The 18354-nt window shown below is 66.0% G+C and carries 22 protein-coding genes; 11 read left to right on the top strand and 11 right to left on the bottom strand.

Annotated features, from left to right (window positions below):
- The first annotated feature begins 2 nt into the window (after positions 1–2).
- Positions 3–1685, top strand: a complete 1683-nt coding sequence (locus tag IQ458_RS12050) for a GMC oxidoreductase (protein ID WP_203322953.1) — start codon at positions 3–5, stop codon at positions 1683–1685.
- Positions 1682–2248, top strand: a complete 567-nt coding sequence (locus tag IQ458_RS12045; RefSeq protein ID WP_203322952.1) for a gluconate 2-dehydrogenase subunit 3 family protein — start codon at positions 1682–1684, stop codon at positions 2246–2248. Before IQ458_RS12050 ends, IQ458_RS12045 begins: the two co-directional genes overlap by 4 nt.
- A 39-nt stretch (positions 2249–2287) precedes the next feature.
- Here IQ458_RS12045 and IQ458_RS12040 read toward each other — a convergent pair whose 3' ends face one another.
- From IQ458_RS12040 to IQ458_RS12020, 5 genes are all read right to left on the bottom strand, one after another.
- Positions 2288–2782 carry an SRPBCC family protein gene (locus IQ458_RS12040; RefSeq protein ID WP_203322951.1) on the bottom strand — a complete coding sequence of 165 codons (495 nt, stop codon included), beginning with the start codon at positions 2780–2782 and terminating at the stop codon, positions 2288–2290.
- A gap of 115 nt (positions 2783–2897) precedes the next feature.
- Positions 2898–3263, bottom strand: a complete 366-nt coding sequence (locus tag IQ458_RS12035; protein ID WP_203322950.1) for a cupin domain-containing protein — start codon at positions 3261–3263, stop codon at positions 2898–2900.
- Between the two features lie 46 nt (positions 3264–3309).
- Entirely contained in the window at positions 3310–3684 is a 375-nt protein-coding gene (locus IQ458_RS12030; protein WP_183637998.1) for an SdpI family protein, read from the bottom strand.
- Positions 3681–3977 carry an autorepressor SdpR family transcription factor gene (locus IQ458_RS12025; protein ID WP_183637996.1) on the bottom strand — a complete coding sequence of 99 codons (297 nt, stop codon included), beginning with the start codon at positions 3975–3977 and terminating at the stop codon, positions 3681–3683. The genes IQ458_RS12030 and IQ458_RS12025 overlap by 4 nt, the downstream gene beginning before the upstream one ends.
- 110 nt (positions 3978–4087) lie before the next feature.
- The gene (locus tag IQ458_RS12020) at positions 4088–4981 is read right to left on the bottom strand and encodes a LysR family transcriptional regulator (RefSeq protein WP_203322949.1); all 894 of its coding nucleotides are present in this window, start codon (positions 4979–4981) and stop codon (positions 4088–4090) included.
- Positions 4982–5087: 106 nt separating this feature from the next.
- On the opposite strand from IQ458_RS12020, the gene IQ458_RS12015 reads away from it, so the two are divergent.
- Together IQ458_RS12015 and IQ458_RS12010 are read left to right on the top strand one after the other, a co-directional pair.
- The gene (locus IQ458_RS12015; protein WP_183637989.1) at positions 5088–5831 is read left to right on the top strand and encodes an SDR family oxidoreductase; all 744 of its coding nucleotides are present in this window, start codon (positions 5088–5090) and stop codon (positions 5829–5831) included.
- A gap of 26 nt (positions 5832–5857) precedes the next feature.
- The gene (locus tag IQ458_RS12010; RefSeq protein WP_203322948.1) at positions 5858–6754 is read left to right on the top strand and encodes an SDR family oxidoreductase; all 897 of its coding nucleotides are present in this window, start codon (positions 5858–5860) and stop codon (positions 6752–6754) included.
- A 146-nt stretch (positions 6755–6900) separates the two neighbouring features.
- Here IQ458_RS12010 and IQ458_RS12005 read toward each other — a convergent pair whose 3' ends face one another.
- On the bottom strand, positions 6901–7641 hold the full coding sequence (locus IQ458_RS12005; RefSeq protein ID WP_203322947.1) for a hypothetical protein: 741 nt from the start codon (positions 7639–7641) through the stop codon (positions 6901–6903).
- Positions 7642–7725: 84 nt separating this feature from the next.
- Positions 7726–8337, bottom strand: coding sequence for a DUF1294 domain-containing protein (locus tag IQ458_RS19600; protein WP_235996799.1), 612 nt, complete (start codon positions 8335–8337; stop codon positions 7726–7728).
- Positions 8338–8617: 280 nt separating this feature from the next.
- On the opposite strand from IQ458_RS19600, the gene IQ458_RS11990 reads away from it, so the two are divergent.
- Positions 8618–9487 carry a type II toxin-antitoxin system RelE/ParE family toxin gene (locus IQ458_RS11990; protein ID WP_183637977.1) on the top strand — a complete coding sequence of 290 codons (870 nt, stop codon included), beginning with the start codon at positions 8618–8620 and terminating at the stop codon, positions 9485–9487.
- 116 nt (positions 9488–9603) lie between these two features.
- Here the strand turns inward: IQ458_RS11990 and IQ458_RS11985 are convergent, their stop codons facing one another.
- The 3 genes from IQ458_RS11985 to IQ458_RS11975 form a co-directional block, all read right to left on the bottom strand.
- Positions 9604–10086, bottom strand: coding sequence for a hypothetical protein (locus IQ458_RS11985; protein ID WP_183637974.1), 483 nt, complete (start codon positions 10084–10086; stop codon positions 9604–9606).
- 130 nt (positions 10087–10216) lie between these two features.
- The gene (locus IQ458_RS11980; RefSeq protein WP_183637971.1) at positions 10217–10627 is read right to left on the bottom strand and encodes a Na+:solute symporter; all 411 of its coding nucleotides are present in this window, start codon (positions 10625–10627) and stop codon (positions 10217–10219) included.
- Positions 10628–10669: 42 nt separating this feature from the next.
- A complete protein-coding gene (locus IQ458_RS11975) occupies positions 10670–11761 on the bottom strand; it encodes an alpha/beta hydrolase family protein (protein ID WP_203322946.1) in 1092 nt (363 codons plus the stop codon).
- Between the two features lie 177 nt (positions 11762–11938).
- Between IQ458_RS11975 and IQ458_RS11970 the strand changes: the two genes are divergently transcribed.
- From IQ458_RS11970 to IQ458_RS11950, 5 genes are all read left to right on the top strand, one after another.
- The gene (locus IQ458_RS11970) at positions 11939–12331 is read left to right on the top strand and encodes a GFA family protein (RefSeq protein ID WP_203322945.1); all 393 of its coding nucleotides are present in this window, start codon (positions 11939–11941) and stop codon (positions 12329–12331) included.
- A gap of 544 nt (positions 12332–12875) precedes the next feature.
- Positions 12876–13280: a VOC family protein gene (locus IQ458_RS11965; RefSeq protein WP_203322944.1), complete on the top strand. Its 405-nt coding sequence runs from the start codon at positions 12876–12878 to the stop codon at positions 13278–13280.
- Positions 13281–13377: 97 nt separating this feature from the next.
- Entirely contained in the window at positions 13378–13770 is a 393-nt protein-coding gene (locus tag IQ458_RS11960) for a BlaI/MecI/CopY family transcriptional regulator (RefSeq protein ID WP_183637956.1), read from the top strand.
- Positions 13767–15299, top strand: a complete 1533-nt coding sequence (locus IQ458_RS11955; protein WP_203322943.1) for a M56 family metallopeptidase — start codon at positions 13767–13769, stop codon at positions 15297–15299. Before IQ458_RS11960 ends, IQ458_RS11955 begins: the two co-directional genes overlap by 4 nt.
- 150 nt (positions 15300–15449) lie before the next feature.
- A complete protein-coding gene (locus tag IQ458_RS11950) occupies positions 15450–17021 on the top strand; it encodes a serine hydrolase domain-containing protein (protein WP_203322942.1) in 1572 nt (523 codons plus the stop codon).
- Between the two features lie 37 nt (positions 17022–17058).
- Here the strand turns inward: IQ458_RS11950 and IQ458_RS11945 are convergent, their stop codons facing one another.
- The gene (locus IQ458_RS11945; protein WP_235996798.1) at positions 17059–17541 is read right to left on the bottom strand and encodes a LuxR family transcriptional regulator; all 483 of its coding nucleotides are present in this window, start codon (positions 17539–17541) and stop codon (positions 17059–17061) included.
- A gap of 322 nt (positions 17542–17863) precedes the next feature.
- Here IQ458_RS11945 and arr point away from each other — a divergent pair, with 322 nt between their 5' ends.
- Positions 17864–18265, top strand: a complete 402-nt coding sequence (gene arr / locus IQ458_RS11940; RefSeq protein ID WP_203322941.1) for an NAD(+)--rifampin ADP-ribosyltransferase — start codon at positions 17864–17866, stop codon at positions 18263–18265.
- The last annotated feature ends 89 nt before the right edge of the window (positions 18266–18354 follow it).

The raw sequence follows: 18354 nt of genomic DNA, 5'->3' as shown, positions 1-18354 counted from the left end.
GCATGGCCGACGACAATACCTACGACGCCATTGTCATCGGTTCCGGGATCTCCGGCGGCTGGGCTGCCAAGGAATTGTGCGAGAAGGGCTTGAAGACGCTGGTGCTGGAACGCGGCCGCAACGTCGAGCACATCAAGGACTATCCGACCGCGTGGTTGTCGCCGTGGGAGCTGCCACATGGCGGGGCGCTGACGCGCAAGTACCGGGAAGAGAACCCGGTGGCTTCCCGGATCGCCGCCGAGGACGTGCTGCACTTCTTCACCAAAGACGCCGATCATCCCTACGTGCAGGAAAAGCCGTTCGACTGGATTCGCGGTTATCAGGTCGGCGGGAAATCGATCATGTGGGGACGCGCCTGCCAGCGCTGGAGCCGCTATGACTTCGAAGCGCCGGAACGTGACGGCTACGGCATCGGCTGGCCGATCGGCTATGACGACATCGCGCCGTGGTATTCGCACGTGGAGAAATTCATCGGCGTGTCCGGCAACCTGGACGGCCTGGATTCGATGCCTGATGGCGAGTTCCAGCCGCCGTTCGATTTCAACTGCGTCGAGAAGGCCTACAGCGAACGCATCCGCAAACACTACGGCGACCGCTACGTGGTGCAGGGCCGCTGGGCGCATCTGACCAAGCCCGAGCAGATCCATCTGGATCAGGGGCGCGGTCCCTGCATGTCGCGCAACATGTGCTGGCGCGGCTGCCCCTATGGCGCCTACTTCAGTTCCAACTCGTCCACGCTGCCGTGGGCGGCGAAGACCGGCAACCTGACCATCCGGCCCGATGCGGTGGTGCACTCGATCATCCACGACGAGCGCAAGGGTCGCGCGGCGGGCGTGCGGGTGGTCGATGCGCATACCGGGGAGATCACCGAATACCGCGCGCGCATCGTGTTCGTGAATGCATCCGCGCTGAACTCCGTACTGATCCTGCTGAACTCGATCTCCGCGCGCTTTCCGCACGGACTGGGCAACGACAATGGCCTGCTCGGCAAGTACGTGGCCTTCCAGAGCTATCGTGCCAACGGCGGCGGTCTGATCGACGGGTTCGAGGACGGCTACTACTACGGACGCCGTCCTTCGGAATGCATCATCCCCAACTTCCGCAATCTCAAGCGGCACGAGATGGATTTCGTCGGCGGTTACACCACCTTCACCGGCGCCTTCCGCGAGCGTGGCGCGCCTTCGTCCGCGCGCATGGGCGGTGTCTACAAGGATGCGCAGGCGCGACCGGGACAGTGGAAGGTCTACATGTACATGCAGGGCGAGACCGTTCCCAAGGAAAGCAACCACGTCCGCCTGCACGATACGCTCAAGGATGCCTGGGGCATCCCGCAACTGGTGACGTCGGTGGAGTACGACGACAACGACGAAAAGATGGTCCGCGACTGGCGCGAGCAGGCGAAGGAGATGATGGAAGTCGCCGGTTGCCGTGACATCGAAACCGCGGATACCCAGTGGTATCCCGGACGCGACATCCACGAGATGGGCGGTTGCCGGATGGGGCGCGATCCGGCCACATCGATGCTCAACCAATGGAACCAGCTGCACACGTGCCCGAACGTCTTCGTCACCGACGGCGCCTGCATGACCTCCACCGGCAACCAGTCGCCGTCGCTGCTCTACATGGCGTTGACCGCGCGCGCGGTGAACCGCGCCGTCGAGGAATTGGGGAGGCAGAACCTGTGAGCGATGCCAAGCAAAAGATCACCCGCCGCGAGGCGTTGAAGACCGCGCTGGCCGGCAGTGCGCTGGCTGCGACCGGCTTGTTGCTGGGTGCCGGCATGCCCGGCGACGCCGAGGCCGCTCCCGCGACGCCGTCCCCGGCGCAGGACGACCGGACCTTGCTGGAGGACATCGCGGATACGCTGCTGCCGACGACGCCTGCATCTCCCGGTGCCAGGGCCGCCGGCGTCGGCGCGATGATGGTGCTGATGCTGGCCGATTGCGAGAGCCCGGAGGCGCAGCAGCGCGTCGCCACGGGCTTGCAGGACCTTCGCGCCGCCTGCCGCGAGCGCGGCGGCAGTTTCGCCTCGCTGCCCGTTGCGGAACGCGAACGCCTGCTCACGGAGCTGGATGCGGCGGCGCAGAAGGCTGGGGACAAACACTGGTTCAACAGCGTGCGCGCGCTTGCGCTGCAGACCTATTTCAATTCCGAAGTCGGCCTCACCCAGGCCCTGCGCTATATCCCGGTGCCCGGACGCTACGACGGCTGTGTGCCGCTGGAGCCGGGGCAGCCGGCGTGGGCGTAACCAAGGGCTTTTGCGGATAGCGGAGCGACCATCCGCAGGCTAGCGGGTGGGATAGGGATCCTCGGGACCGTTGGGAAAACGGTCCGCAATCAGGTTCAGTTCCACGCCGTGTTCCAGCCATGCCTTGAGGCCCGCCAGCGTCCAGGTGAAGCCCTGCGTGGCGTTGGTCGCATGTTCCAGCAGTTCATCGCTGGTCCCGGTCCAGCCGGATTCCGTGATGCCGACGAACGTGGCGTCCGGCCCCATGGGCACGAACTCCCATTCCACGTTCGTACGTCCGGTGTAACCGTCCCACTCGATGACGATGCGTTGTTCGGGCTCAATAACCTTCGGTACGACGTGGGTCGATGCTTCGTACATTTCCCATTCCCAGGTCACCGGCTTGCCCGCTTCGAGCGGACCGCTGCTCTTGGTGAACCAGAATCGGGTGGTGATGCGGGGATCGATGAAGGCGGCGAATACTTCTGCTACGGGTTTGCGGATGAGCATGCCGGTTCTCGCTATGGCCTTTCCGCCTGATGGTGACTTGTCCATGAGACCTCCTGAATGTTGGAGAGCACGCTACCCGTGGTCGCGTGGAGCAAAGGTTTCGACGACGCAGGGTCGCCTCCACGAAATAAAGTGCGCTTGCCCGAATAGCGCGCGTGCACTAAACCCACACATCATTCCGCGCGGTATACGCGCCCCCCGCATCCCCCGTGTTGACCACGCCACGCGGCTCCACCAGCATGATGCAGCATTCCCGCGCGGCCACGGGCCGGTGTTCGACGCCCTTGGGGACGACGTACATCTCCCCGGCGGCGAGCGGCACGGCCTTGTCCCGGAACTCGATCGTCATTTCACCGTCCAGGACGATGAACACTTCGTCCGTATCCGCGTGGGCGTGCCAGACGAATTCGCCCTGCACCTTGGCGAGCTTGAACTGGTAGTCGTTCATCTCGGCGATGACGCGCGGCGACCAGTGGTCCGAGAACCGGGCCAGCTTGTCCCGCAGGTTGATTGCGGTATCCGACATATGCACCTGACTTCCTGACAGTTGGACCCCGATTCTGCCGTATCGGCTAGGACGCTTTCGTCTTGCCACGCAGCGACAGGCAATAGCCGATGGTCACGGCTATTCCCAGCAACACGGCCAGCGAACCGCCCGCCGCCGCGACCTGGATCGGGGCGAATGCCCAGAGTCCGGCGTAGACGAGGCCGCTCAGGGCGAGGGACCAACCGCCGACCCGCGTGACCCGGCGCGCCCAGGCCTCCGGAACGAAGCGTTTGGGCATGCGATTGCCGAACCAGGCGACCATCAGGCCGATGGCGCCCATGACCAGACGGGTGACGGTTTCGCCATCGATGTAGCCGAGCTTGCGCGCGTAGGTGGCGCCGAGTGCGAGCAGCACGATGCCGACGCCCCACGCGAGATCCGAAATCAGTTCTTTGTTCATCGTGCCGTCTCCTTCTTGGACTTCGGCGACCCGGCGCCGACGCCGAACGAATGGACAAAGCCCAGCAGCGCTTCCTCGAGCACCGAGAGCTTCAGGTGGTAGATCACGGATTTGCCGGCCTTTTCCGCGTGGACCAGATCGGCTTCCTTCAACACGGCGAAATGCGCCGACATGGTGGGCTTGGAGACATCGAACTGGTCGCTGAGCTCGCCCGCGCTCAGCGGCCCCTGCCGGAGGAGTTGCAGGACCCGGCGGCGGGTGGGATCGGAAAGGGCTCTGAATACCTGGCTCATGTTGCGACAATTAGCTAAATATCTAATTGTGTCAAGTGGAAAGACCGGGAAGCCGACGACTGGTTCGGGATGGCGCTCGGCCGGCGCCGCCTCCGCGTTCGGGCGCGGAGTCAGCCCGCGTCGAAAACCCCGCTCGCCCAATCGATGAACGCCCGCAGCCGTGGCGACGGCAGGCGGGTGCGCGCGTAGACGATATTGACCGGGCTGGGCAGCGGCGGGAAACGTTCGAGCAGCGGCACCAGCGCGCCGGTGGCGAAATAGCCGTCCAGCCGGTAGCGCGGCGCCTGGATGATGCCGAATCCGGCGAAGGCCGCGCCCACGTAGGATTCGGCGCCGCTGACCCGCACGCGGGTGGGCAGGGTGAGGTGGCGGACGCGTCCTTCCTGCTGGAACTCCAGCGGCAACAGCGCGCCGATGGCGGTCGACTTGAAGCCGACCATCACGTGGCCGCCGGTTTCCAGGGCATCCACGTCGGCCGGCATGCCGTGCCGCTCGCAGTAGGCCGGCGAGGCGGCGGTGGCCTCGGGCAGCAGGGTCAGGCGGCGCGCGACGAGATCGCTGTCGCGCAGTTCGCCGACGCGCACCGCGCAGTCGACGCCTTCGCGCACCAGGTCCACGTAGCGGTCGCCTTCGCTGACATCCAGTTCGATGTCGGGATAGGCCTCCAGGAACGCCGGAAGCCGTGGAAACAGCAGATGGCGGGCGAGGGTGCCATGCACTTCGATGCGCAGAGGGCCTTTCGGGCGCGTATCACGGAAGGCGCCTTCCGCGTCCTCCATGTCGGCGATCAGGCGCAGGCAGCGGGCGTAGAAGATTTCCCCTTCCAGGGTGAGGCTGACCTGGCGGGTGGTCCGTTGCAGCAGGCGCACGCCCAGGCGCGATTCCAGCGCCTTGATGGCGTCGGTCACGGTGGCGCGGGGCAGCGCCAGATCCTCCGCGGCGCGGGTGAAGCTGCGGCGTTCCACGATCCTGACGAAGACCCGCAGGGCGTCGAAGCGGTCCATTGTCCGGATTCCCGAATAGTGTTGGCGGATATTGCCAGATTATCCGGAACAGCTCCGCCAATAAGGTAGCTCCACCGCCAATCGGGCGGTCCAACGAGCCCCCTCCATGAACACGCAAACCTCCCGTCCGGTCGCCATCGTCACCGGCGGTTCCCGCGGCATCGGCGCCGCCATTTCCGAACGCCTGGCCGCCGATGGCCATGCGGTGGTCATCAACTACGCCGGCCGGCGCGACGACGCCGAGGCGCTGGCGAGCCGCCTCGTCGCCGGAGGCGCGGAAGCCATCGCCCTGCAGGCCGACGTCAGCGATCCGGTCGCGGTGCAGCGTCTGTTCGATGCGGCCGAGGCCCGCTACGGCGGCGTCGATGCGCTAATCAACAACGCCGGCATCCTGGAACAGGCCACTCTTGCACAGGTGGACGATGCCGCGTTCGACCGGCTGATCGCCATCAACCTCAAGGGCAGCTTCAACGGCATGCGCGAAGCGGCGCGCCGCCTGCGCGACGGCGGCCGCATCGTCAACCTGTCCACCAGCCTGGTCGGTACCAAGCTGGAAACCTACGGCGTATACGCCGCGACCAAGGCGGCGGTGGAAACCATGACGGCGATCCTGTCCAAGGAACTGCGCGGGCGCGCGATCACGGTCAATGCGGTCGCGCCGGGGCCGACCGCGACCGATCTGTTCCTGGAAGGCAAGTCGCCGGAACTGATCGAACGCCTGGCGAAGATGAATCCGCTCGAGCGCCTGGGTACGCCGGCGGACATCGCCGCGGTCGTGGCCTTCCTCGCCGGCCCGCAGGGCGGCTGGATCAACGGCCAGGTCATCCGCGCCAACGGCGGCATGGTCTGAACCCTTTTCCTTCCGGAGACTTCGCAATGAACAAGATCATCCTGGTGACCGGCGCTTCGTCCGGCTTCGGCGCCCTGACCGCCCGCCATCTGGCGGACCGGGGACACACGGTGTACGCCAGCATGCGCGACACCGCCGGGCGCAACGCGCCGCAGGTGGAAGCGGCGGCGCGGTACGCGCGCGAGAAAGGCGTGGACCTGCGCACGCTGGAACTGGACGTGCAGTCCGACGCTTCGGCCGACGCCGCCGTGCGTGCCATCCTGGCCGATGCCGGCCGCCTCGACGGGGTGGTGCACAACGCCGGCCACATGGTGCTGGGACCGGCCGAAGCGTTCTCGCCCGAGCAATACCTGCAACTCTATGACGTCAATGTGGTCGGGACGCAGCGGGTCAACCGCGCGGCGCTGCCGCACCTGCGCGCACAGGGCAGGGGAATGCTGGTGTGGGTGGGTTCCAGCAGCACGCGCGGCGGCACGCCGCCCTATCTGGCGCCGTACTTCGCCGCCAAGGCGGCGATGGACTCGCTGGCGGTGTCCTACTCGACCGAACTGTCCCGCTGGGGCATCGAAACCACCATCGTGGTACCGGGCGCCTATACCGCCGGCACCAACCACTTCGCCCATTCGGGCAAGCCGGCCGACGCGGCGCGTGCGGCCGAGTACGACACCGGTCCCTATGCCGGCGTGCCCGAGCGGATCCTGGAAGGACTGAAGGCGCTGGAACCCGCCGACGCCAACGTGGACGACGTGGCGGCGGCCATCGCCCGCGTGGTCGACCTGCCGCACGGGCAACGCCCCTTCCGCGTGCACGTGGATCCCTCGCAGGACGGCGCGGAAACGGTCAACGCCGTGGGTGACCGCGTGCGCCGCGAGATGTACCGGAATCTCGGCATGGAGGATCTGCTGAAGCCGGTATCGCGTTGAGCGAACCCGTTGGAACGACTTCGCGGAACGTCCGAAGCCGCAAGATGCGAATTCGGCCTGGGCCGGGCACTGCCCGGCCCGATACCGTGCGGCGGCGAACGCGATCCGTCGACGGCGATGCCCGAAGCCGCCCGATTGGCGGGACGCTAGTCGTGCAGCAGACCAATCTTGAAGCTGCCCGCGAAGCTGCCTGCAAGCAGGTCCTCCACCAAAGCCCGCGCGGTGTTCAGGTCTTTCGATTTGAATTCGATGTCGTTTCCGCTGTCTCCCACCCAAGTACCGAGTTTCCTGTCGGCGAGTGCGGCGGTCAGCTGGTCGAAGACGGGCTGGAAGTCGTAGCCCGGAGGACTGCCTTCCGGCGCTGCAAGTTCGATGGTGAGGCTTCCTGATGCTTTCCCCTCCGAATGAAGGGAGTAGGCATGGAAGAGCGCCCATTGCTCCTTCGTGGCGGTCGGGAAGGGATGCGCCCGGGGAAGCGGGATCGATGCGTGGAGGGAGCCGAGCGCGGATCGCGATGCGTGATCGGGGATTCCGTGATCGCATATCGCGAGCAGGCCCAACAGGCCGGCCCGGTAGAGCCGCCAGCCGAGGTCGGCGTCGCTTGCGTCCAGCACGGACGTCGCGTCGAAACGAACCGTGACGCGGGCGGAACCTCGACGCTCCGATGGCGCTTCCGCCACCTCCTCCCGGTCCGATGCCAGCAAGGTCAGGTGAACCTCGCGCAGTTTCGGCATCGCGTGCAGGAAGCCGCTCTCCAGCGCGGCGACGAACAGAGGGCACTCCGTGCTATCGACGCGATTCAGCCTGTCGATGACCCGACCGCTTCGTATCGTCGGAAAGTCCAGCAGGGGAGCCAGGTAAAGATTGAATCTGCGGATCGGTTTCATGTCGCGGGCTGTCGGATGGACGATGTCGTGATACCGGACGACGAACCGCGCCGGATCGTCGAACGACTTCGGATACGCGCCTTGTCAGGCCCCGAGCAAGGCGCTGGAAAGCCGCTGGGCGATGCCGCTCGCGACCAGCACGAACGCACCTGCGAGATTAAACAGGACCGTCAGCCAGAAAGTGCGTTGGAATGAATCCTTCGCGGTTTTGTGCCGGCATTGTTGCTGCGCGACCAGCCCGCCCGGCCAACCGAAAAGAAGGTCGACGAAATGGAGAGTCGTTTCCGGAATCCGGCGATATTCCTTTTCCGCCGCTGCCTTGTCGAGGCAATACAGCACATAGGAAACCAGACTGACGGCCAGGTAGGCTAGCGAAACCATGACGGGGACTTTGCCGAAAAGAGTGAAAATCGCCACCAGAAGGAAGAACGCCAGGGCGATGCCCAGGCGTGGAATGCGTCGGTGCTTCCCGGGGGCTTCAATCTTCTGGCCGGCAAAACGGATGGTCTTTGCGTTCAATCGGCCCTTGGCGTCTTTCCTGGTTTCGTACGAGATCAGATCGCCAACCACCGGCGGTCGCGAACCTCGCTGGAATTCGCTGACGTGAACGAAGGCGCGGTCACCGCCTCCGTGGGGGACGACAAAACCGAAGCCCCGTTCGCCGTTCCAGTCGGTGATGCGTCCTGCGAACCTCATGGAAGTGCTCCGGCCACGCGATTTGTCCGTGGGCGCCGGTGGGCGCGCCATCCCCTGATGCGGGCGATCCTATGTTTCCGGTGGCTGGCTCACAAGCCGCGCGGGCGCCGGCCCGTCGAGTTGGGGGGAAGAGACGCGGACCGGCGACGGGAAAGTGGGGAACCTATACAAGTTCCGGATCGGAAGCCGCACCCTGACGCGTTACCATGCGGAACTCCCCACGTCGCGTACTGTCGATCTCCCCCATGATGGCCCGCATCCCCCACGCACCCCTGGCGGCATGAGCAACGCCTCGAAGCGCGTGGAGACCTGGGTAGCCGATCCCAGGGTCGAACGCTCGCAATCCTGGATCGCCGCGCTGTTCAGCGCGCTGCTGCATCTGTTGATGTTGTTCATCCTGCTGTATTCCTCCAAGCCCACGGTGACGGCACCGCAGAGCGCTGCCGGGGGCAGCCGGGTCCGGGTGGATTTCATCGGCGAACCCAACCAGTCCGACCAGCCCGTGCAGGCGCCGCCCAGCCCGCCGCCTGCGCGGCCACCCGAACCCATCCCGCCGCCGCCCGCGGCGTCGCGCATCCCGTCCAGGCTGGTCGACCGGGCCGACGATCCGGTACCGCCCGAGGCGCGGATGCCCTCCGACAGTCGCGATGCGCGACGTAGCCCCAGCACGGTTTCGCGCCAGAGCCAATCGCAGCCACAACCGCCCAGCACGCCCTCGTCGGCCCGCCGCCGTCCCGAGACATGGACGGGACGGCCGCCGGGCCTGATGGCGGAAGACGCCGCGCCGGAGAACGCCGGGATGACCAACAGCCCCGCCATCCGCAACGGACGCGGCCGCGACATGACGGCCAACGGACCCAGCATGGAACTGGGCGGTTATCTGGTCTATTACGACGTGCGCAACGAAGTCCAGTTGCGCTCCTGGGCCGACCAGGGCATGAAGGAACTATTCCTGCCGCTGCCGGGAACACGCTACTACATGGTTTGCCCGCTGGAGATCGCGCTGAAGCGCGGCTCGGGAAAATGCCGCGCGCTGGATCCGGACGCACCGGAAATGAAAGCCATCGGCGACGCCCGCCAGGCCGTCAACATGATGCAGGTCTACAAACAGGGCGAACTGGTCTGGAACGGACCCGGGCCTTACCGATGAGAGGTCCGGAGCGTGGTCATGGGTCACGCTCCGGGTGTCGCGGATCGCGGTGTCAGCGTCGTTGGCATGAAAGGGAGGGCCAAGCCCGTCGCCTCCCCAGCTGAAACGCGAAAAAGTCAGGAGGCCAGTTCGCCCTTGAGCGGCGGCTTGGGCGGCACCGGATCGATGTGCCTGGCCATGTGTACCACCAGACCCGCATGTATGCCCAGCCAGATGCCAACCCCCCGGACGATGCCGAACGTGGTCCAGTCGTATACCTCAGAGCCATTCAGATAGACGTCCGCGCGTTCCAGTTGCCAACGATCAGCGCGCGGATTTCCCGCATGAGGCTGGAAGCGGATGTAGACCGGGAATTTCTCCATATTCTCGGTCCTTAGATAGTGCGAGTTGGGATCGTTGAGATCCGGGTGCTGGACGTTCCGATCGCTGTTCTTGTCACCGAAGATGTAGGTTCGCGACGAATCTCTTTCGAAATCGTCTTTCGTCGAATCGATGTAGAACTCGCGACCGCACAGGCCGAGATAGACATCTCCGTCGGTGCCGGCGTCGCTTTGCTCGCCGGTTTCCAGGTGCAGTTCGATGCGGGTGATCTGTGGCATGACACGCTCCATGTGGCGGGACGTACGCGGACCGCGCGCGCTCGCGGCGGGATGGAACGGGCCGATGCGCGCGGGAACGGCCGCTATCGCTGCCGTCGCTGGGGAAAACGCGCGGGTGCGACGCCCCAGGTCACCGTTCGTCGTCGCGGCGGCCGGTCGCGGCGACCTTCACGCCCGCGAGCCGCAGTATCGGGCCGGTCATCAATGCGCCCAACAGCGCGCATGGCGTCCCCCACAACAGCACGGCCACGTAGATCAGGGATGCCCCGCCGCCGGCGTAGGGGGCGACGCAGTCGGTGTAGTAGGCGAACCACAACCAGGGCGAAAGCAGCAGGCATGCGCCCACCGCGCGCAACGGATTGGCGGTCAACAGGGACACCAGCGCGGGAAGCAGCGGGAGGAGCAGGAAGACGCCCACCGCACGCAGGTAGTCGAGCAATGAGTGGTCGTAGCAGGAAAAACTGTTGAACGCCTGTTGCGCGAGCACGGCGGCTACCGCGCTGACGCCGAGCAGTCGGGCTGCGTTGCGGGAAACGATCATCAGCCACCGGCGCCGGGAACGGCGCGGGCCGTCCGTGGGAGGTCAGCGCGCGGGTATCGCATCGGCCTTTCCGGCGAGCACTTTCAATGCGGCGACGGTCTGCTCGTCGGAGAAGCCGCAGTGTCCTTCGCCCGCCGCCGGCAGCACCGTGAGGAGTGGCGTCGCACCCGCCTTGGCCGCCAGCTGCGGATAGACGCCTTGCATGCGCGGCACGATGGTGGGATCGCGGTGATTGAACTGGATCACCAGCGGTCGCTTCAGCGCGCCGGTCAGCGCCAGTTCGTCGGTGAACCTGGCGCTGACCGCCGGATCCGCCGGGTAGCGCTTCACGCCGGCGTTGAAGGCCGCGTCATCGCCGAATCCGGCATAGACCGTGTCCTGGTTTCCGACCGGCATGCCGCCGTATCGCCTGGCCATGTCATGGAACACCAGCGCATGCAGGCTGATCACGCCCGCGAGTTCCTCGGGTGTCACTTCCATGCGGGTGGCCAGTCGTTGCGCCGTTTCCGGCTGCGTTTGCAGCGCAGCCGCGATGCCCTGGTGGAGCTGCATCTGGGGAAGCGCCGCCGCCGCCAGCGAGGCCAGGCCATCCATGGGCAATCCTTCCGCCTTCGGGAAGAAGTAGTCGAAGGCCACCAGCGTGGTCAGCAAGTCGCCGGCCAGCGTGTCGCCGGGGAGGGTGGCGCCGCACAGCGCGACCCCGCCGTCGTAATGGCGGGACTGCCGTTCCAGGCTGGCGACCGCGATCGCGCCGCCCATCGAGTAGCCGAGAATCCAGGTGCGCCGGGTGTCCGGGTGCCCGGCGATGAAATGCTGGCGCAGGCGTTCGGTATCCGCGATCGCGTCGGCGACCGCCCAGCCCTGCGTGCGGTAACCGCTTTGCGCCACGGCGTAGCCGGCGCCGAGCAGCGCGGGCGTGGCCTCGTTCGCGGGCCAGGCGGATGGGCGTGGCGTTCCGACGGGTTCGAATCCATGCGCCAGCATGATGAGTTCGCCGTTCCAGTTGTCCGGAACATCGATGCGCCACGGGGCGCCCTGGAGTTCGCCGGTTTCCGAAACCGGCGCCCCGGCGAGCGCGTGCGGTGCGAACAGGGAGATGCCGAGAAGAAGAGCGAGTCGTGCAACTGCGGGCATGGCGTCCATCCTGGATTGGCGGCCGGGCGAACATAGCATCCGTCCGGTCTGTTCCACTACACCGCAAATGCGGAAAAGCGTGGCGGATCGTGCTTCGGCCAAGCCGCGTGCCCGGACATGCGAACCGAACACCGATGTTGTAAAAGGGCAGACCGACCGATACGAGGACATGCGCCCATGGAGCGATTCACTGCCGGCTGCCTGTGTGGCGACGTCAGGCTGGTGGCGTCGGGACGTCCCTATCGGGTTGGCATCTGCCATTGCCTGGATTGCCGCAAGCATCATGGCGCGCTGTTCTTTGCGGCGGCGATGTTCCCGCAGGAGGCGGTGACCATCGAGGGCGAAACCCGCGACTACGCCGGACGACATTTCTGTCCGCGTTGCGGCTCTTCGGTGTTCGCCCGCAGTGGTGATGAAATCGAACTGCATCTGGGCGCGCTGGACGTCCCCGGTCAGCTGGTGCCGACCTACGAGTGCTGGACCGTCCGCCGGGAGGCATGGCTGCCGGCGTTCCCGTTGGGGAAGCGATACGAGCGGGATCGCGAGGAAGGGGGGAGGTTCGAGGAATAGCCCGCCATGGTGTAGGGTCGCGACATCGTTCATTCGGGGCCAGGGGTACTTTGATGCGTAGCAGAGGATTGGCCGTCTGGTGTTTCAGGATAGGCATATGTGTCGTCGCACTGGTGACGATGGGGTGCGCTTCCCGTCCAGGGTCGCTCTATTCCAGTGAGTGCGACATTTCGTCCCTGAACGCCAGCGACTACCCCCGGGGCACTTGGTGCATGGTCAAACATGCAGCGCTGCGATGCAGCACGAAATCGGACAAATGCCTGGTCCAGTGCGAACTTGGCGGAGGTGCCAAACACATCGGCGGGGGATGCCAACATCTGTGTTCCCCTGGCGTATACACCGATAAGGACGTCGCCGAAAATGGCGGGCCATTCATGCCTCCGGGTGCCCTGGCCTGTGCCAATGAGGACACGCGTTGACGAATTCCTGGTGAACCCCTGGGTGCGGTGGCCGGTTGCCCATTGACTCCCGGCGGCGACCCACCGAGCATTCGCCCGCGCGGGCTGGTTTTCGGCATCGGCAACTCAACGGGTTGGGGGCGGAGATGGCAAGGATTACCGGAATCGGCGGCGTCTTCCTGAAGTGCAAGGGCGACAGCGCCGCGTTGGCCGCCTGGTACGAGAAACATCTGGGCATGCCGTTGGAGTCCTGGGGCGGCGCCGTCCTGCGCTGGCCGGACGACAAGGCCGAGGACGGTGGACTGACGGTGTGGCATCTCGCCCAGCGGGACAGCCAGTGGTTCAGTCCCAGCGAATCGTCCTTCATGATCAATTACCGCGTCGACAACCTCGATGAGTTGCTCGCCCAGCTGCGCGCGGCGGATGTCCAGATCGTGGGTGGCCCGGAGTCGCACGAGAACGGCAAGTTCGCCTGGATCATGGATCCCGATGGCAACAAGGTTGAGTTGTGGGAACCCATGCCCTGGGATGAGAAGAACAAGGGCGCCTGACCGCCCGGTGCCGGGCAATGGAATCTACGAATTAACTAGTTGACAGCCGTCCCGGCCCGTGATTCCATCCGCCAACTAATTAACAAGTAGATTCGGCATGGCCAGACCCGCTTCGCCCACGCTGACGAAATCCGAACAGGCGATCCTCGAGGTGTTGTGGGACCGCGGCGAGGCTTCCGTCCGCGAAGTTGCCGACGAGTTGTCCAAGCAGAAGCCAGCGGCCTATACGACGGTGCTGACGATGTTCAACATTCTTGGCAAGAAGGGCTTTGTCAGCTATCGCCAGGAAGGACGAGCCTTCATCTACCGGGCCGTGATTACCCGGGAAGAAGCCCGCCAGCAGGCATTGGACCATCTGCTGTCGCAGTTCTTCGAAGGGTCGCCGAACCTGTTGGCCCAGCATCTGCTGCAGGACCAAGGCATCGGCCGCAAGGAAATCAAGGCACTCCAAGACAAGGTCGACCAGGCCAGGGCCAAGGGACGCAAATGAACATCATCGAGATGGTGCTGGCTTTCGCGGTCCGGCACCTGCTGTTGAGCATCGTGCTGTTCGGCGTCGCGGTGTGGCTGATGCGCCTGCGCGCGCTGGGTGCCGAACGCCGCTCATGGCTGCTGCTGGGGGTGTTCGCGCTGGCGGTGGCGTTGCCGTTCGCATCGTTCCTGCCGGACTGGACGACCACGCTGCCGGCGCGGGTCACCGAACCCGAGCACGTCGTCGTGCTGCCGGGAGAAGGCGCGCGCGCGGATGAGGCGGTGTACGAGGCGGGACAACATCCTGACACGATGTATCTGGAAGTTCCGCGCTCCTTCTCGACGGTGCTGGTGTTGGCGTGGGGGCTCGGCCTGCTATGGCAGTGGATGCGATTGTTCGAGGGATGGCGGGAAACGCGCCGCCTGCGCCGCGTGACACAGCCCGCGCCCGCGCTGGAAGCGACACTGGGCGTGGCCCTGCCCCGGAACGCGCGCATCGCCAGCACCGCCGCCGACGGGCCGATGGTCGTCGGGCTGCTTCGTCCACGCATTCTGGTTCCGTGCGGCCTGGTGGAGAGCCTGCCGGTGGACGCGCTGCGCGACGTGTTGCGGCACGAGATCGCGCATATCCGGCGTGGCGATCTCTGGCTCGCCGCCGCTTTGCGCGGCCTGCTGGCCTTGTTCTGGTGGAATCCGTTCCTGCGCGCCATCAATGCACGCCTGGAACTGGCGCGGGAAATGGCCTGCGATGCGCGCGCCGCGCAGGATTGCGATGCGCCGACCGACTACGCCGACTCGTTGCTGGCCAGCGCCGAGGCCATGCTGGATCTGGGCGAACAGCGCGAGTGGCTTGCAGTGGGCATGGTCGAGCATCGCGGCCATCTCGCGCAGCGCATCGATGGGTTGATCCAGGACGGTGCGGGAGCCGGCTTCGCCCGGCGCCGTGGCGCGATGGCGCTCAGTGTCGCCCTGCTGACGGCGTGCACCGGCCTGGCGGTAGCGGCTACGCCGCGCCTGGACGTGCCCGGGGGATGTGCCGCCAAACCCGATGCGCAGGTCACTGCCTTGCTCGCCGCCGCCCGCGACGGGGATCGGGAGATGGCGCGCGAACTCGTCCGGGCGGGCGCCGACGTGGATGCGCGCGTGCTCGACGAAGGCACGGCGCTGATCCAGGCGGTCCGCTCGCGGGATGTGGGGACCGTTGATGCGCTGCTGGAACTCGGTGCGGATCCGAACCGGGCCTCGCTCGGCGAAGGCAATCCGTTGATCGTGGCTTCGGGCCTGGGCGCGCAGCCAATCGTGGAGCGCCTGGTCGCCGCCGGTGCCGACGTCAACCGCGTGGTGACCTATGACGAAACGCCGCTGATCAATGCCGCCCGCGCCGGCCATCTTCCGACCGTCCGCTATCTGGTCGAACGCGGTGCCGACGTCAATCTGGGCGTGGAAGCCGACGGCTGGCTGGGACGCTGGCGCACACCGCTGAACCAGACCCGCGATCCGGCGGTGCGTGCCTATCTGCTGGAGCAGGGCGCGAAAGCCGGAGGTTGAAGAACGCGCGACATCGGGCGGGAGGGCACCCGATGGATGCAGAAAAAACCGCCGTCGCCGCGAAACGCGCGGCAACGCGGGCGGCGCCGTGCTTGAAGCCCCGCGCGACAACACGCATCAACGCATCAACGCATCAACGGAGGATTGCAGATGAAGAACAGGAAATCGGTCCGCATGCTGTCGGCGCTGATGCTGGCGGGCGTGATGGGCATGGCGGGCGCGCAGGCGCCGGCCGATGGCGATACCGCGCCGCTGAAAACCGCGCTGGCGCAGGGCCTGCGCCCCAGTCTGCTCAAGGCGGGCGAACCCGTGCCGCATTGGTCATTGCAGGAGCGCATGGCGCACTACAAGGTGCCCGGCGTGGCGGTGGCGGTGCTGAGGAATGGCGAGGTGGTTTACGCCGCCGGCTTCGGCGTGCGCGAAGCCGGCACCCCGGATGCGGTGGATGCGGACACGCTGTTCTCGGTGGGCTCGGTCAGCAAGGTGGTCGCGGCGGCGACGTCGCTGCAACTGGTCGCGCAGGACAGGATCGATCTGGATCGCGACGTCAATCGCTACATGACGTCGTGGCGGATCCCGGAAGCCCCAGGCATCCGCAATCCCACGGTGACGATGCGCATGCTGCTGTCGCATACCTCCGGGCTGACCGTGCACGGATTCCAGGACTATCTGCCCGGCGAGAAGCTGCCCACGCTGGTGCAGACCCTCGACGGCACCCCGCCCGCCAAGAACGATCCGGTCCGCCTGAAGCGCGAACCGGGTACGGAGAGCGATTATTCCGGCGGCGGTGTCATGGTCGAGCAGCAGGTCATCGAGGACGTGACCGGCACGTCGTTCGTCGAAGCGGCGCGGGCGCAGGTCTTCGAACGCATCGGCATGCGCCGCAGCACCTTCGAGAATCCGCTGCCGGCGCGGCGCGGCAACATCGCCAAGGCACACGACGAACAGGGCCGGCCAACCGCATTGCCGCGTGGCTGGGAAGCGTTTCCGGAGCAGGCCGCCTCGGGCCTGTGGACCAGCGCCAACGAGATGGGCGCATTCGTCGGCGCGCTGATCAAGAGTTATCAGGGCCGGAGCGACTTCCTGCCGCGTGACACGGCGATACAGATGATGAGCGAGGTTTCACCGGGCACGCGCGGGCTGGGCCCGGAACTGTCCGGTACCGGCGCGACGCGCCGGTTCTTCCACAATGGCGACAACGACAGCTACCACGCCGGGTTCGAGGGCTATCTCGACTCCGGCGATGGCTTCGTCATCCTGACCAATGGCAAGAACAGCAAGGGACTGCGCGGTGAAATCCGCAATGCGCTGTCGGATGCGCTGGGACACGGCGTGAAGCCGCTGGTCCGCATGATCGCGTTGGATACCAGCGCGCCGGCCTACGCCGATTACGCCGGCACCTATCGGCTGGATGCGGCTGTTCCGATGGACCTGCGTGGTGAATTGGCCGACCGGTTCGAATTCGACGCGCTGGAAGTCAAGCGGGCCGATGGTGCCTTCACGGTCGGCCCGGCCGACGAGCCGGAGGAATCATCGCCGCTGCTGCCGCTGACGCCGGTGCGCTTCCTGGCCGCGCGCTACGACGCGGAACTGCGCTTCCATCGCGACGCTCATGGCGTCGTGCGGGCGCTGAGCGTGGAAACTCCCACCGCTCGCGCGTACTACCGGCGGCAGGCAACGCCGCCGATGTCGCCGGACGCGGGTGCAAGCCCGACCCGGTAGGGCGGCGGATATTGATTCTCTACCGCCGGCCAGGCTGTCAGGGAATGCGACTGAACGTCGTGGTCTGCAGCATCGGGCTGCCTTCCTTGCTGAAGAAGGCCTTGGTTTCGGTCAGCGTCTTGCCGTCCCCGGTGACGGTGTAGATGCGGGTGGAGGAGGGCGTGCCCTTGTAGGCCAGTTGCAGCACCAGCACGTTGGGAGCGGGCATCTTCATCGCCGATACGTCGGCCCAGTAGTCGCCGGTGACCGGACCCGGCGTACCGTCCAGGGGCAGCGTGGCATCGGAGTGCATTGTGCTGCCATCCGGATTGACGATCTTGACCTGTGTGTTCCACTTGCCGTCGGCCTGGGTGCTGAACTCCAGGGTCACGCTCTTCGGCCGCGCTTCCGGAGGCATCGGCAACTTGGCAACGTCGATCGCCCACTTTCCGGTCAAGGGAGACGATACCGGCGAGTCGGCGAGGACTGGCGCGGCGTGCAGTGCGACCGCGGTCAGCAGGATGGCGAACATCGACTTCATGGGAATCTCCGACGGCGAGGGATGAGGTACGGGCGCAAGGAAGCAAGCGTACCGCCGGCCCGGCTGAATGTAATTGGCAGATTGCGACATTCTGCCCGAGACCACGGTCGAGTCTGCTTCGGGAAGGCCGGGAACGGCCTCCGGACGGTTTTTCCGGTCGCCCAGTGAGAACCGGGCCAAACCAAGGCGGTGAAAACGAAAACGGGAGACGCCACGCGCCTCCCGCCACAAATTTATATAACGGCGGGGGACTTGCGGCAAGGCCCCGCCCATGCGTCAGCATCGCCGCCCTGTCGAAACGGCAGGACACCGGAACAAGGCGATGGCGGATTCGCAAACCTATTACCACGGCACCAAGGCCGACCTGAAAGCGGGTGATTTGATCGCGCCGGGGCGCGCCTCCAACTACGGCAGTCGCCGACCGTCCCGGTTCGTCTACCTGTCCGCCACCCTGGACGCGGCGATCTGGGGCGCGGAACTGGCGGTGGGGGACGGACCGGGCAGGATCTACCTTGTGGCGCCGACCGGGCCGATCGAAGACGACCCCAACCTCACCGACAAGCGGTTTCCCGGCAATCCCACCCGCTCATACCGTTCTTCGCATCCCTTCCGCGTCATCGGCGAGGTCGCGGCGTGGGAGGGGCATGCCCCCGAGCGGCTAGCGGAGATGCGTGCGCATCTGGAGAGCCTGCGCCAGCAGGGCATCGAGGCGATCGAGGAGTGAACCGCGTGCCGCTTCGGTGCCGTCGTTGTGCCGAGGCGCGCCGGGCGCTGTAATGACGTTCCATCGGCCGCATCCCGGGATCGCACGGG

This window comes from Pseudoxanthomonas beigongshangi, from assembly GCF_016820515.1.
In the GTDB taxonomy this organism is placed as follows: Bacteria; Pseudomonadota; Gammaproteobacteria; order Xanthomonadales; family Xanthomonadaceae; genus Pseudoxanthomonas_A; species Pseudoxanthomonas_A beigongshangi.
Note: the sequence above shows the minus strand (reverse complement) of the source record. Positions and strands in the feature narration are given on the sequence as shown.